Genomic DNA, 12,613 nt, shown 5'->3' on the forward strand with positions numbered 1-12,613 from the left:
CCGCTAGTCGGCGATGCGTACGGCTCCGGCGAAGGGGCGGCGGGCGATGGACGCGATGCGCACCACATCACCGGTGCGCGGCGCGTGCACCATCATGCCGCCGCCCAGGTAGATGCCCACGTGGTGCAGGTCGCTGTAGAAGAAGACCAGGTCGCCCGCGCGCAGCTCCTCCTTGGAGATGTGCCGGCCCGCGGTCCACTGGTCGCCGGTGTAGTGCGGCAGCGAGATGCCCACGCGCTGGTAGGCGGCCATCACCAGGCCGGAGCAGTCGTAGCCGCGCGGGCCTTCGGCGCCCCAGATGTACGGCTTGAGCTGCTGGGTGAGCGCCCACTTGGCCGCCTGCGCGGCCTTGCCCGAGCCGGGGACCGGCAGGTTGACCTTGACCGCGGGGGTGCCGGGCTGGCCGGCCTCGCCGAGCGCGCGCCTGAACAGGTTGCTCTCGACCTTGGCGACGAGCTTGACGATGCGGTCGCGCTTGCCGTCGAGGTCCTTGACGATCTTCGAGACCTCGGTGATGCGGGCCTTGGCGCTGGTCCTGGCCCGCTCGGCCGCCTCCATGGCCTTGGTGAGCTGCAGGATCTCCTCGCCCTGCTGCTGCTGGAGCGCGTAGTTGGTGGCCGCCTTGTCGAGGAAGCCCTCGGGGTCGCCTGAGTTGACGAACGCCAGCGTCCCGTTCATGCCACCGTTGATATAGGTGGTCTGGGCCAGCAGGACGGCCTTGGCGCGCTTGTCGGCCAGTTCGGCCTCGCTGGCGGCCAGCACCTTCTTGGCGTTGTCTGCGGCCTTCTGGGCCGTCTTGAGCTTCTCCCGCTGGCCGTTGTACTGCTCGGCCAGCGTCTCGATGTCCAGGTGCATCTCCTCGACCTGCTCGGAGAGCTCCTTGAGTGAAGGCTTGGGGTCGGCGGCGGCGGAGCCCATGGGCAGAGCGAAGACGAACGCGGCCACGGCGGCCAGGCCGACGACACCGAATCGCTGCTTGCCATTACGCCTGTCCAACCAAGCTCCTTCCCTCGACGCCTACCGGGTTAGCTGACGGGTTCGGGCCGGAGCAGCCCTACCGAGCCGTGGCTCGGATTCACCCCTGGCAGCGGGTCAACGCCGCCGGCGGGTCCCCGGCTCCCCTCGCGGGGATTGGGCGTGCCGTCCGCGCGTTGTGCGCGGGTGACATCGTCGCTGGACACTAATGCACTCCTGGTTCCTGCTCAACCGGAACTGCCGAGTCTGTAGAGGTTTCACAACCGACGGGTCACAAGGTGATCTCGTGACGAGCCGTACAGAAAAGACTTTATGCCCTCTTTGCCCCAGGTTCTCCCGATCGTGAAACTGTAGGAATCGTGCAATCCGGAGCGTGCACGCGCGGTGACGGTCCGGGAGTTAGGGTCGAGCCGTAATGGGGTCTGTACTCTGGATGGCCATGGAGCAGGTCGCCGAACTCGCGGTCCCAGAGACCGAGGTCCTCGTCAGGCGTGCCCGGACGAGGGACGTCAGGGCGATCAAGCTCCTGGTCGACACCTATGCCGGGGTCGGGCGCAAGATGCTGGAGAAGGCCACCGTCACGCTGTACGAGGACGTGCAGGAGTTCTGGGTGGCCGAGCGGGGCGGCGAGGTCGTCGGCTGCGGCGCCCTGCACGTGCTCTGGGAAGACCTGGCCGAGATCCGCACGGTGGCCGTGCACCCTGGCGCCAGGGGGTTCGGCATCGGCAATCGCGTGGTCTCGGCCCTCATCAGGACGGCCAGGGAGCTCGGGCTGGAACGTGTATTTTGTCTCACTTTCGAGGTCGACTTCTTCGCCAGGCACGGGTTCCGTACCATCCAGGGCACGCCCGTCTCTCCGGAGGTCTACGCCGAACTCCTGGCCTCGTACGACGAGGGCGTGGCCGAGTTCCTTGATCTCGAGCACGTCAAGCCGAACACCCTGGGCAACACACGTATGCTGCTCCACTTGACATCGGGTGACTCGGACCTTGACTGCCGGGAAAGGTGATTGTTGATACCTATGTCGATACGTTGGGCAGGACAGGCATGTGCCCTGACACGTGCCACATGCGCACTCGAAGCGAGGTGACACGGTGAGCACAGGACAGCCGCCGTATCCACAGGACGATTCCCCCGAGAATTCCCCTGAATACGGCCAGAACCAGAACCGCCCCCAAGGGCAGCCCGACCCCGACGCCACGGTCGTGGGTTACCGCGTCGACGACCCCTACGGCCAGCAGCCCCAGTACGGCCAGCAGCAGCCCCCCTACGGGCAGCAGCCGCAGCAGGGCTACGGCCAGCCCCCATACGGCCAGCAGCAGCAGTCCCAGCCCGACTACGGCCAGCAGCAGCAGTACGGCCAGCAGCAGTACGGCCAGCCCTCCGGCCAGCAGTACGGTCAGCAGCCCCAGTACGGCCAGCCCGACTACGGCCAGCAGCCCCAGTCCCAGCCGGGATACGGCCAGCAGCCGCAGTACGGCCAGCCGGACTACGGTCAGCAGCCGCAGTCCCAGCCGGACTACGGCCAGCAACCTCAGTACGGCCAGCAGCCGCAGTACGGTCAGCAGCCTCCGTCGGGCCAGCAGCAGTACGGCCAGCCCGATTACGGTCAGCAGCCGCAATACGGTCAGCAGCCCCAGTCGCAGCCCGACTACGGCCAGCAGCCGCAGTCCCAGCCGGGTTACGGCCAGCAGCCGCAGTCCCAGCCGGGATACGGCCAGCAGCCCCAGTACGGTCAGCCGGACTACGGTCAGCAGCCGCAGTCGCAGCCGGGCTATGGCCAGCCCGACTACGGCCAGCAGCAGCAATACGGTCAGCAGCAGTACGGCCAGCAGCCCCAGTACGGGCAGCAGCAGTACGGTCAGCCGGCCTACGGCCAGCCCGGCTACGGCCAGCCCGCCTACGGCCAGCCCGCCTACGGGCAGCAGTACGGCCAGCCGGTCGGGGTGCAGCCCCCGGGCGCGCCGGCGCCGCTGGCGGAGTGGTGGCAGCGGCTGGTGGCGAGGATCGTCGACGGCGTCATCTTCGGCGTCGTCTACTTCATCATCAGCCTCATCCTGGGCATCTTCTTGGTGGCGAGCTACAGCTCGCCCTCCGGGGCGACGTCAGGCTTTTTGAGCTCCTTCATCGTCGGCCTCATCCAGTACATCCTGCTGGCGGCGCTTTACGTGGCCTACGACTTCTTCATGACGAAGATGAGCGGCCAGACCGTCGGCAAGATGGTCATGGGCATCAAGGTCGTCCCGGTCGGCCAGGCGCTGCCGCCCGGCGGCCTGCCGAACGACCTCGCGCTCAAGCGGGCCGCCGGCACCTGGGGCGGCTACGCCCTGGGCGTCATCCCGATCTTCGGCGCATTCATCGGCGGCATCCTCGTCATGCTGAACGGCGCTTCCCAGCTCTGGGACAAGCCGCTCCAGCAGACGTTCGCCGACAAGTTCGCCAAGACCGTGGTGGTCAAGATCAAGTAAGTCTCGCGCAACCGCGAAACAGGGGCCGGCATCCCGCCGGCCTCTGTTTTGTGTGTACGAGCCGTACCAGAATGGAGGGACGCCGGGGGCCGCCGAACGGACGAGGTGAGGTTATGGCCGCGACACCGAAGGCCGGCGTGCTGCCGGCCGAATGGTGGGAACGGCTCGTCGCCCGGCTCATTGAAGCGCTCGTCTTCGGGGTCTTCTATTACATTCTGTTCATTGCGCTATGGGGCATCTTCCGGACTGTCGGGGTGCTGGACGCGTTCGAGGGGCGGCTGCCCGGCGTGTTCGCGTGGGTGGGCGCCGGGCTGGGATATACGGTCTATGACTGGATCGCACTTTCCCGGGGCGGGCGCACCTTCGGCAAGGCGATCATGGGGATTCGGGTGGACCCGGAGAGCCTTCCGGCGCGGGTCCGGCTGAAACGAGCCCTGCTCTATCCGGCGCCTGCGATGCTGATGGGCATTCCGGTGGTCAATCTGCTGGCCGGAATGTTCGTCTTTGGCGTCGGCTTGCTCATCTTGATCGACAAGCCGCTCCAGCGCGGGCCGCATGACAGGCTGGCCGGAACGCTGGTCGTAAAAGATCTTCGTTGAGGGTTCCGTACCTGCGCTGATGGCTTTTCGCAAAATTTCCGCTTGATCCGGTAAGGAGCCTGGAGAGACTGGCATTAGGCTATGGGGCGTCCGGGTTGCCGGATGTTGGGGCGCCTGCCAGGCTATGGGCATCTCTGTGCCGCTATGGTCGTGTGTGGGCGGTGTTACCTCGGGCGACACGAGGTCCTGCCAGGCTCGCGCCGACCCCGGCCGCCTGTGTATAAAGCGCCCCTGAAACCCCGTCAGCCGTGGAGGCGAGGACGAATGGAAGCCGTAACAGAGGTATTGTCAGCGCTCATCCCGCCCGTCGTCGTGGGCGGCGCCTTCATCTTTGGCGTGGTGAAGTTGGTGCGCTCCGAGGGGGCGGGCCAGCGGCCAAACCGCCAGGATCAGGCCGAGAACCACAACTGATCGGCCGCTCAGCCGAATCCCCGTAGCGCTGAATTGTCTTAACGCCTTTCCGGGTATATGTTTGGGCAGGCGAATGAAACAATGCTCCGGGAAAGGATTGCGTAGATGGCCAAGCAGATCCAGGAGATTCTCATCGATGACCTCGATGGGGGCGAGGCCAATGAGACGGTCAGCTTCGCTATTGACGGCTCCACCTATGAGATTGACCTCAGCGACCTTAACGCCAAGAAGCTGAGGGACGCTCTGACGCCTTTCGTGCAGCACGCCCGCAGGGCGGGCGCCGTATCCACGCGCCGTCGCGGGCGTGGCGGGCAGCGGGCGATGAGCCGCGAGAAGAGCGCCGAGATCCGGCAGTGGGCCAAGGCTCACGGTCTGCCGGTCAGCGAGCGAGGCCGGATCGCCTCCACGGTCGTCGAGCAGTACGACGCGGCTCACTAAGGAGCCGATCTCCTGACCATGCGCTTATGCCGTTCGCCTAGGACCCCGGCGGCCGCCATAAGCGCATGATCATTTCTGCCATAATCTCAAATGGTGGACAACCGTTTTAGTGATCTTCTAACCCGCCCATAAGTGGGCGTTCGGGTCAATTCGTGCGGGCGTGGGGCCGGTAATCATCCGGCGCCACGCCCGTTACTGATCGGTAACGCGGCTGACCAGATGCGCCCCGTTCCGGTCACGCTTGGCCTGGCATTGAAGCAGGACATACGATGGAAGACAGGACGCGGCGTCCAGCGCGAACGGGTGCGGCCGCCCCAGGCTCGCCCCCGCGTCCGGCACCCGATCCGTGCCGTTCCGGACGCGCCGCTGGCGGCGAATTCGAGCCACTTCACCTGAGCGCCCTAAACATCGTTCGCTGGTGGCGTATCGGGAACACGTGACCCCCGAACAGTAGTTGGATGGAGGGTGAACGCCCTGCTCTCGGGGAACGTGTCTGCTATAGAGCGTGTCAGCGGCAGTGGGCACGGTTCGCCGAGCCAGGGCTAGCATGCGGGATGACGGGACCGGATTTACCGGCCTGACTGACCGCTCTGTGAGGAGCGACGAGATGTTCGAGAGGTTCACCGACCGAGCGAGGCGTGTTGTCGTCTTGGCCCAAGAAGAGGCCAGGATGCTCAACCACAACTACATCGGCACTGAGCACATTCTTCTTGGTTTGATCCACGAAGGTGAAGGCGTAGCCGCCAAGGCTCTGGAGAGCCTGGGCATCAGCCTTGAGGGTGTGCGTCAGCAGGTCGAGGAGATCATCGGCCAGGGCCAGTCGGCTCCGTCGGGGCACATTCCGTTCACCCCGCGGGCCAAGAAGGTCCTCGAGCTGTCGCTCCGTGAGGCTTTGCAACTGGGTCACAACTACATCGGCACCGAGCACATCCTGCTCGGGCTCATCCGTGAGGGTGAGGGTGTGGCCGCCCAGGTGCTGGTCAAGCTTGGAGCTGATCTCAACCGTGTCCGGCAGCAGGTCATCCAGTTGCTCCACGGTTACCAGGGCAAGGAGCCGGCCGCCGCGGGTGGCCCGCAGGAGTCGGCCCCGTCGACGTCCCTGGTGCTCGACCAGTTCGGCCGCAACCTGACCCAGGCCGCCCGCGAGGGCAAGCTGGATCCGGTCATCGGCCGTGAGAAGGAGATCGAGCGGGTCATGCAGGTCCTCTCCCGGAGGACCAAGAACAACCCGGTGCTGATCGGCGAGCCCGGCGTCGGCAAGACCGCCGTCGTCGAGGGCCTGTCGCAGAAGATCGTCAGGGGCGAGGTGCCCGAGACGCTGAAGGACAAGCAGCTCTACACGCTTGACCTCGGCGCTCTGGTCGCCGGCTCGCGTTACCGCGGTGACTTCGAAGAGCGCCTGAAGAAGGTGCTCAAGGAGATCCGCACGCGCGGCGACATCATCCTGTTCATCGACGAGTTGCACACGCTCGTGGGTGCGGGCGCCGCGGAGGGCGCGATCGACGCCGCCAGCATCCTCAAGCCGATGCTGGCCCGCGGCGAGCTGCAGACCATCGGCGCCACGACGCTCGACGAATACCGCAAGTACCTGGAGAAGGACGCGGCCCTCGAGCGCCGGTTCCAGCCGATCCAGGTGGCCGAGCCCTCGCTCAGCCACACGATCGAGATCCTCAAGGGTCTGCGCGACCGCTACGAGGCGCACCACCGCGTGTCCATCACCGATGGCGCGCTGGTCGCCGCCGCGCAGCTGGCCGACCGCTACATCAGCGACCGCTACCTTCCCGACAAGGCGATCGACCTCATCGACGAGGCCGGTTCGCGGATGCGCATCCGCCGGATGACCGCTCCGCCGGACCTGCGTGAATACGACGAAAAGATCGCCAACGTCCGCCGCGACAAGGAGTCCGCGATCGACGCGCAGGACTTCGAGAAGGCGGCTGCCCTCCGTGACCAGGAGAAGCAGCTCCAGCTCAAGCGCGAGCGGCGGGAGAAGGAGTGGAAGGCCGGCGACATGGACGTCGTCGCCGAGGTCACCGAGGAGCTCATCGCCGAGGTCCTCGCCACGGCCACCGGCATCCCGGTCTTCAAGCTCACCGAGGAGGAGTCGCAGCGCCTGCTCCGCATGGAGGACGAGCTCCACAAGCGGATCATCGGCCAGGACGACGCCATCAAGGGCCTGTCGCGGTCCATCCGGCGCACCCGCGCCGGTCTGAAGGACCCGCGGCGTCCCGGCGGCTCGTTCATCTTCGCGGGCCCGTCCGGTGTCGGTAAGACCGAGCTGGCCAGGACCCTCGCGGAGTTCCTGTTCGGTGACGAGGACGCGCTCATCTCGCTGGACATGTCCGAGTTCATGGAGAAGCACACCGTCTCCAGGCTGTTCGGCTCGCCTCCCGGCTACGTCGGCTACGAGGAGGGCGGCCAGCTCACCGAGAAGGTGCGGCGCAAGCCGTTCTCCGTGGTGCTCTTCGACGAGATCGAGAAGGCGCACGCCGACATCTTCAACTCGCTGCTGCAGATCCTGGAAGACGGTCGCCTGACCGACGCCCAGGGCCGCGTGGTCGACTTCAAGAACACGGTCATCATCATGACCACCAACCTCGGCACCCGTGACATCTCCAAGGGCATCGGGGTCGGGTTCGCGAAGTCCAACGACGCCGACTCCAACTACGACCGGATGAAGTCCAAGGTTCAGGAAGAGCTCAAGCAGCACTTCCGGCCCGAGTTCCTCAACCGTGTCGACGACATCGTGGTCTTCCACCAGCTGACGCCGAAGGAGATCATCCAGATCGTCGATCTGATGCTCACCCAGGTCAGCGCCCGGCTGAAGGACCGCGACATGGGGCTCGAGGTCTCGCAGGACGCCAAGCAGCTGCTGGCCGACCGCGGTTACGACCCGGTCATGGGCGCCCGGCCGCTGCGCCGGACGATCCAGCGCGAGCTCGAGGACTCGCTGTCGGAGAAGATCCTGTACGGCGACCTCCGTCCCGGTCAGACCGTCAAGGTCACGATCGAGGGCGAGGGCGACGAGGCCAAGTTCATCTTCACCGGCGAGAACACCGCCAAGGTGCCCGACTCGGCCGCGGCGATCGCCGGCTAGAGCCACAGGTTCCCGAGGAACCCCCCGTGTGATGTTCACACGGGGGGTTCCTTCGTTTTCCGGGGCTTCGCCATACAAAAAATCAAGATCACGGCTAGTGTTGCCGAATTGTTGAGCGGCCGGCTGTACCGCCACCATAGGTAGTACTACACTATGTAGAGCAGAGCCGCAGTCCCATCCAAGTGACCCGCAAGAGCGCGTCCCTACGGTGGGGCCTGCTCCCTGAGATGTAGGAAGCAATCAACTCAGGGCGGACGCGTGAGCCACCCGGGAGCAGCCATGCTCGTCAGGGTCCGCGCGATCCTCGAAGCGGGCGGGGGCCGAACAACCAGTGCAAGCCGTGGAGGAAGTCGATGCGCCTGCGTCACGATGACGGAACGCTCGTTCACCTCGCCTACAACGCAGGCGTTCACCCCGCTGAAGATCTGGAGAACCTGATCGCCCACCTCACCCGCTACGCCGTGCCGGTGCGCAAGCGGCTCGGCGTGGAGCGGATGGGCGTCGGCCTGTGGCTCTCACCCGCCGTCGCCGACCACCTCACCGCCGACCGCATCGAGCTCGTACGACTGCGCCGCTCGCTGGAGGAGCGCGGGCTGGAGGTCGTCAGCCTCAACGGCACCGGCGGTCGCAACCAGGACGTCCCCGGCCCCGACTGGGCCAAGCCCGAGCGCTACCGCTACACGATGGCGCTGGCCAAGATCCTGGCTTTCCTGCTGCCCGACGACGTGCGGTTCGGCAGCATCTCGACGATACCGATCGGGTGGCGGCGCGACTGGCCGGCCGACCTGCACGCCATCGCCACCCGGCGGCTGGAGCGCCTGGCCCGCGAGCTGCGCGGCATCTACAGCGTCACCGGCAAGACGATCCGGGTCGGGTTCGAGCCGTGGCCCGGGTGCGTGCTGGAGACGACCGAGCAGGCGCTGGAGCGGGTGGGCGGGATCGACTCCGAGCACCTGGGCGTCTGCCTGGACGCCTGCCACCTCGCGGGCGGCGCCGAGGAGCCCGGCGAGGCCCTGCGCGGCCTGGCGGCGGCCGGCGCGCCCGTGGTCAAGCTCGGTCACGTGCACAACCACGGCGCGGGCACGCTCAACACCGGCGCGGTGCTGCACGACACGCTCGCCGCGATGCTGTCGGGGGCCGTCAGCGGAAGCGCCCACATCGAGGTCGAGACGCACAACCTGGCCGTCCCCGGCCGGGCCAAGGGGCCGGGCGCGCTGGTGTCGCTGCTCGCCCAGGAGCTCGACTGGGCACGCACCAGCCTGACCGGGCTGGGGCTGCAGCTCGCCGCCTGACGCTCAGAGCGTGCCGAACCAGCCCGGCGCGTCCAGCCGCCACAGGCTCCCGGGTGTGACCTTGCGCAGGTCGGCCTCCAAGGCCGCCAGGCGGTCCGCGCCCAGCTCGTCCGCCCAGCGGGCGCGCAGGGTGTCGAAGATGCGGGCCGACCTGTCCAGGGCGTCGACGCCGAAGGGGGTCAGGCGGACGATCTTGCGTCTGGTGTCGGCGGGGTCGCGGGTCCGCTCGACGTAGCCGATGCGTTCCAGGGTCTCGATCGTCTTTCCGGCCGCCTGCTTGGAGACGCCCAGGACGCGCCCCAGGTCCACCGCCGTGGTGCCCTGCGGGCCGATGGCCTGCATGACGAAGCCGTGCATGGGACGCAGGTCCGGATGACCCTGACGGCCCAGCTCGGCGTGCAGCTCGTCGATGAGCACGCGGAAGGCCAGGAAGAGGCGGAGAGGCAGCTCGAAGCCCGGGGTCGCGCTTGGCACGGTGGACAGCCTATGCGTGGGGGAGGCGGTACGTGCCGTCGGGCAGGGGCTCGGCCAGGCCGTCCGCCACGAGGCCGTCCAGGGCGCGCTCGCGCTGCACGGCGTCGGCCCACACCACGTCGAGCGCCGCCTTGGGCACCGGCCCGGGCGCGTCCCGTAGAACGGCCAGCAGGCGGCCCCGGCACTGGCGGTCGGTCCCCGCGTACGTCTGGCCCTTGCGCGGCGGCCCGTCGTGCGGCGGCTTGCCGGCCAGGCGCCACGCGCAGGCGGACGCGATCGGGCAGTCGGTGCACCGGGGCGCGCGCGCCGTACACACCAGCGCGCCGAGCTCCATCACCGCGACACCCCAGCGGGCGGCGCCCAGCTCGGGCAGGAGCGACTCGGCCAGCCGGCGCTCGGCCGCCGACGTGGCGGCCGGCGGATACTCCTCGGCGCGCACCGCCCTGGCGAACACCCGGCGGACGTTGGTGTCGAGCACCGCGTGCCGCCCCCCGTACGCGAAACTGGCCACGGCGGCGGCGGTGTACTCGCCGATGCCCGGCAGCGCGAGCAGCGTCGCGTGGTCGCTCGGCACCTCGCCGCCGTGCTCCTCCGCGATGGCCCGCGCGCACGCGTGCAGCCGCAGCGCCCGCCGAGGGTAGCCGAGCCTGCCCCAATGGCGTACGGCCTCGCCGGGCGGTTCGGCGGCCAGATCCTTCGGGGCGGGCCAGCGGGCCAGCCATTCCAGCCACACCGGCAGCACCCTGGCGACCGGGGTCTGCTGCAACATGATCTCGCTCACGAGCACGCCCCACGGCGTGGCGCCCGGTGCCCGCCAAGGGAGTTCTCGGGCGTTGTTTTCGTACCACTCCAGAATGGGAATGTGTAGGAGTTTCGGCTCAACCACGCGCCCCAGCGTATGCCGAGATGGCAAGGTGCGGCGTGTCGTCGCGCTAGGTGACCGCCCGACTGAACATGCTGTGCGTATGGACCCGGATGCGATGCGTGACGACCCTGGATTCGGAGGCGACGTCTACTGGCGTAGGCGCATGAGCGTGCTCGTCGCGGTGCTCGTGGTGGTCGCCGTGGTGGCGTGGGCCTGTTCGAGCAGTGCGGGCGGCCCGGAGCGGGCCTCCAGCGCGCAGACCTCGCAGACCCCGGCCCCGGTCGCCGACCCGCTGCTCGCCGGCCTGCGCACGCTGGCCCTGGGCACCGCCACGCCCACGCCGACGCCGAGCCCCGCCAAGGCCACCGAGGAGGCGCGCCCCCGGCGGCCCGGCGAGCCGTGCGCCGAGCGCGACCTGGTGCTCGGCCTCCAGGGCGAGCAGGAGATCTACACCGGCGGCGCCCGCCCGCACTTCCTCGTCACCGTGGTCAACACCGGTGACGTCATGTGCAAGGCCGACGTGGGCCCGCGCGCCATGGAGATCCGCATCACCTCGGGCGAGGACCGCATCTGGTCCACCTCCGACTGCGTCAGCGGCCCCGGCACCGAGGTCAAGGAGCTGCAGCGCGGCGTCCCCTACGTGCGTCCGCTCGACTGGGACCGCCGCCGTTCCAGCGGCGACTGCCGCGCCGACCCGCCCAACGCCCTGCCGGGTACGTACGTCGCGACGGCTCGCATGGGCAAGCTGAAGAGCCCCAAGGGCGTCTTCCACCTGCGCTGACACCCGGGCGGCAGGGGTGGCAGAGGTGGCAGAAACGGCAGGGGCGGCAGCGGTCAGACGTAGCGCTCCAGGATGGACGATTCCGCCAGCCGCGACAGCCCCTCGCGCACGCTGCGGGCCCGCGACTCGCCGACACCGCCCACCGCCTGCAGATCGTCGATGCTGGCCGCCAGCAGCTTCTGCAGACTGCCGAAATGGTTGACCAGCCGGTCCACCACCGACGCCGGGAGCCGCGGCACCTTCGCCAGCAGGCGGAACCCGCGTGGGCTGACCGGGCTGTCGAGCTTGTCCGTGCCGCCGTGGCCCAGCACGTTGGCGACCACCGAAAGGTCGAGCAACTCGCTGCCCGACAGCGCGTCCAGCTCCTGCATCGCCTCCGACAGCCGCCGCTGCCGCCGCCCCGCCGGAGCCGGCAGGTAGTCGCGGATCACCAGCTCCCGATCGGAGTCGACCCCCGCCACCAGCTCGTCGAGCTGCAGCGACAGCAGCCGCCCGTCGGTGCCCAGCTCCACCACGTAGCCCTTGATCTCGTCGGAGATCCGCCGGACCATCTCCAGCCGCTGCGCCACCGCCGCCACGTCGCGCACCGTCACCAGATCCTCGATCTCCAGCGCCGACAGCGTGCCGGACACCTCGTCGAGCCGATGCTTGTAGCGCTCAAGCGTCGCCAGGGCCTGATTGGCCTTGGACATGATCGCCGCCGACTCCTCCAGCACGTAGCGGATGCCGTCGAGATAGAGGGCGATGATCCGCATGGACTTGCTGATCGCGATGATCGGCAGCCCGGTCTCCTTGGCCACCCGCTGCGCCGTGCGGTGCCGTGTGCCGGACTCGTCGGTCGGGATCGCCGGATCCGGCACCAGATGCACCGCGGCCCTCACGATCTTGTGGTCGTCGCTGACCACGATCGCCCCGTCCATCTTGGCCAGCTCACGCAGCCTCGTGGCGGAGAACTCCACCTCCAGCTCGAACCCGCCGCTGCACACCTGCTCGACGACCCTGTTGTAGCCGAGCACGATCAGGCCACCGGTCTGACCGCGCAGGATTCGCTCCAGGCCGTCGCGTAGCGGAGTGCCCGGGGCCACAGCCGCCAGGGCTTCGCGACGGCGGTCGTCAAGACTCCTGTCGTTAGGCACCTGACCCCCGTGTCGAATAGTCAAACCCAGCTTAGCCGGGCCACCCGAGATCCATCCCCCCTCTCCCACCTCCACCC

General features: G+C 68.1%; 11 protein-coding genes and 1 riboswitch. Of the genes, 7 read left to right on the plus strand and 4 right to left on the minus strand.

Going from position 1 to position 12,613, the window contains the following annotated elements; all coding sequences use genetic code 11:
- Window positions 1-3 precede the first annotated feature (3 nt).
- A complete protein-coding gene (locus tag ADY59_RS29450) occupies window positions 4-996 on the minus strand; it encodes a C40 family peptidase (RefSeq protein ID WP_049568647.1) in 993 nt (330 codons plus the stop codon).
- Between the two features lie 3 nt (window positions 997-999).
- Window positions 1,000-1,148: riboswitch (cyclic di-AMP (ydaO/yuaA leader) on the minus strand.
- 266 nt (window positions 1,149-1,414) lie between these two features.
- On the opposite strand from ADY59_RS29450, the gene ADY59_RS29455 reads away from it, so the two are divergent.
- From ADY59_RS29455 to ADY59_RS29480, 6 genes are all read left to right on the plus strand, one after another.
- Entirely contained in the window at window positions 1,415-1,984 is a 570-nt protein-coding gene (locus ADY59_RS29455) for an amino-acid N-acetyltransferase (RefSeq protein ID WP_049568686.1), read from the plus strand.
- Between the two features lie 85 nt (window positions 1,985-2,069).
- Window positions 2,070-3,443, plus strand: a complete 1,374-nt coding sequence (locus tag ADY59_RS47695) for an RDD family protein (RefSeq protein ID WP_197093919.1) — start codon at window positions 2,070-2,072, stop codon at window positions 3,441-3,443.
- Window positions 3,444-3,556: 113 nt separating this feature from the next.
- The gene (locus ADY59_RS29465) at window positions 3,557-4,042 is read left to right on the plus strand and encodes an RDD family protein (RefSeq protein WP_049568650.1); all 486 of its coding nucleotides are present in this window, start codon (window positions 3,557-3,559) and stop codon (window positions 4,040-4,042) included.
- A 516-nt stretch (window positions 4,043-4,558) separates the two neighbouring features.
- Entirely contained in the window at window positions 4,559-4,891 is a 333-nt protein-coding gene (locus ADY59_RS29470) for a histone-like nucleoid-structuring protein Lsr2 (protein WP_049568652.1), read from the plus strand.
- 607 nt (window positions 4,892-5,498) lie between these two features.
- The gene (locus ADY59_RS29475; protein ID WP_049568655.1) at window positions 5,499-7,988 is read left to right on the plus strand and encodes an ATP-dependent Clp protease ATP-binding subunit; all 2,490 of its coding nucleotides are present in this window, start codon (window positions 5,499-5,501) and stop codon (window positions 7,986-7,988) included.
- 353 nt (window positions 7,989-8,341) lie between these two features.
- Complete coding sequence (locus tag ADY59_RS29480) at window positions 8,342-9,280, plus strand: TIM barrel protein (RefSeq protein WP_049568659.1); 939 nt, start codon at window positions 8,342-8,344, stop codon at window positions 9,278-9,280.
- 3 nt (window positions 9,281-9,283) lie between these two features.
- Here ADY59_RS29480 and ADY59_RS29485 read toward each other — a convergent pair whose 3' ends face one another.
- A complete protein-coding gene (locus ADY59_RS29485) occupies window positions 9,284-9,754 on the minus strand; it encodes a MarR family winged helix-turn-helix transcriptional regulator (protein WP_049568662.1) in 471 nt (156 codons plus the stop codon).
- Window positions 9,755-9,764: 10 nt separating this feature from the next.
- The gene (locus ADY59_RS29490; protein ID WP_231618960.1) at window positions 9,765-10,523 is read right to left on the minus strand and encodes an A/G-specific adenine glycosylase; all 759 of its coding nucleotides are present in this window, start codon (window positions 10,521-10,523) and stop codon (window positions 9,765-9,767) included.
- Between the two features lie 196 nt (window positions 10,524-10,719).
- On the opposite strand from ADY59_RS29490, the gene ADY59_RS29495 reads away from it, so the two are divergent.
- Window positions 10,720-11,400, plus strand: coding sequence for a hypothetical protein (locus ADY59_RS29495; RefSeq protein WP_049568666.1), 681 nt, complete (start codon window positions 10,720-10,722; stop codon window positions 11,398-11,400).
- A gap of 53 nt (window positions 11,401-11,453) precedes the next feature.
- Here the strand turns inward: ADY59_RS29495 and disA are convergent, their stop codons facing one another.
- Complete coding sequence (gene disA, locus ADY59_RS29500) at window positions 11,454-12,536, minus strand: DNA integrity scanning diadenylate cyclase DisA (RefSeq protein WP_063780818.1); 1,083 nt, start codon at window positions 12,534-12,536, stop codon at window positions 11,454-11,456.
- Window positions 12,537-12,613 lie beyond the last annotated feature (77 nt).

The organism is Nonomuraea sp. SBT364 (assembly GCF_001083785.1).
In the GTDB taxonomy this organism is placed as follows: Bacteria; Actinomycetota; Actinomycetes; order Streptosporangiales; family Streptosporangiaceae; genus Nonomuraea.

What these genes read in the sequence shown, in the direction of transcription:
- ADY59_RS29455 (WP_049568686.1), top strand. Translation starts at nt 1,415, where the DNA reads ATGGAGCAGGTCGCCGAACTCGCGGTCCCAGAGACCGAGGTCCTCGTC.
- ADY59_RS29465 (WP_049568650.1), top strand. Translation starts at nt 3,557, where the DNA reads ATGGCCGCGACACCGAAGGCCGGCGTGCTGCCGGCCGAATGGTGGGAA.
- ADY59_RS29470 (WP_049568652.1), top strand. Translation starts at nt 4,559, where the DNA reads ATGGCCAAGCAGATCCAGGAGATTCTCATCGATGACCTCGATGGGGGC.
- ADY59_RS29475 (WP_049568655.1), top strand. Translation starts at nt 5,499, where the DNA reads ATGTTCGAGAGGTTCACCGACCGAGCGAGGCGTGTTGTCGTCTTGGCC.
- ADY59_RS29480 (WP_049568659.1), top strand. Translation starts at nt 8,342, where the DNA reads ATGCGCCTGCGTCACGATGACGGAACGCTCGTTCACCTCGCCTACAAC.
- ADY59_RS29490 (WP_231618960.1), bottom strand. Translation starts at nt 10,523, where the DNA reads ATGTTGCAGCAGACCCCGGTCGCCAGGGTGCTGCCGGTGTGGCTGGAA.
- ADY59_RS29495 (WP_049568666.1), top strand. Translation starts at nt 10,720, where the DNA reads ATGGACCCGGATGCGATGCGTGACGACCCTGGATTCGGAGGCGACGTC.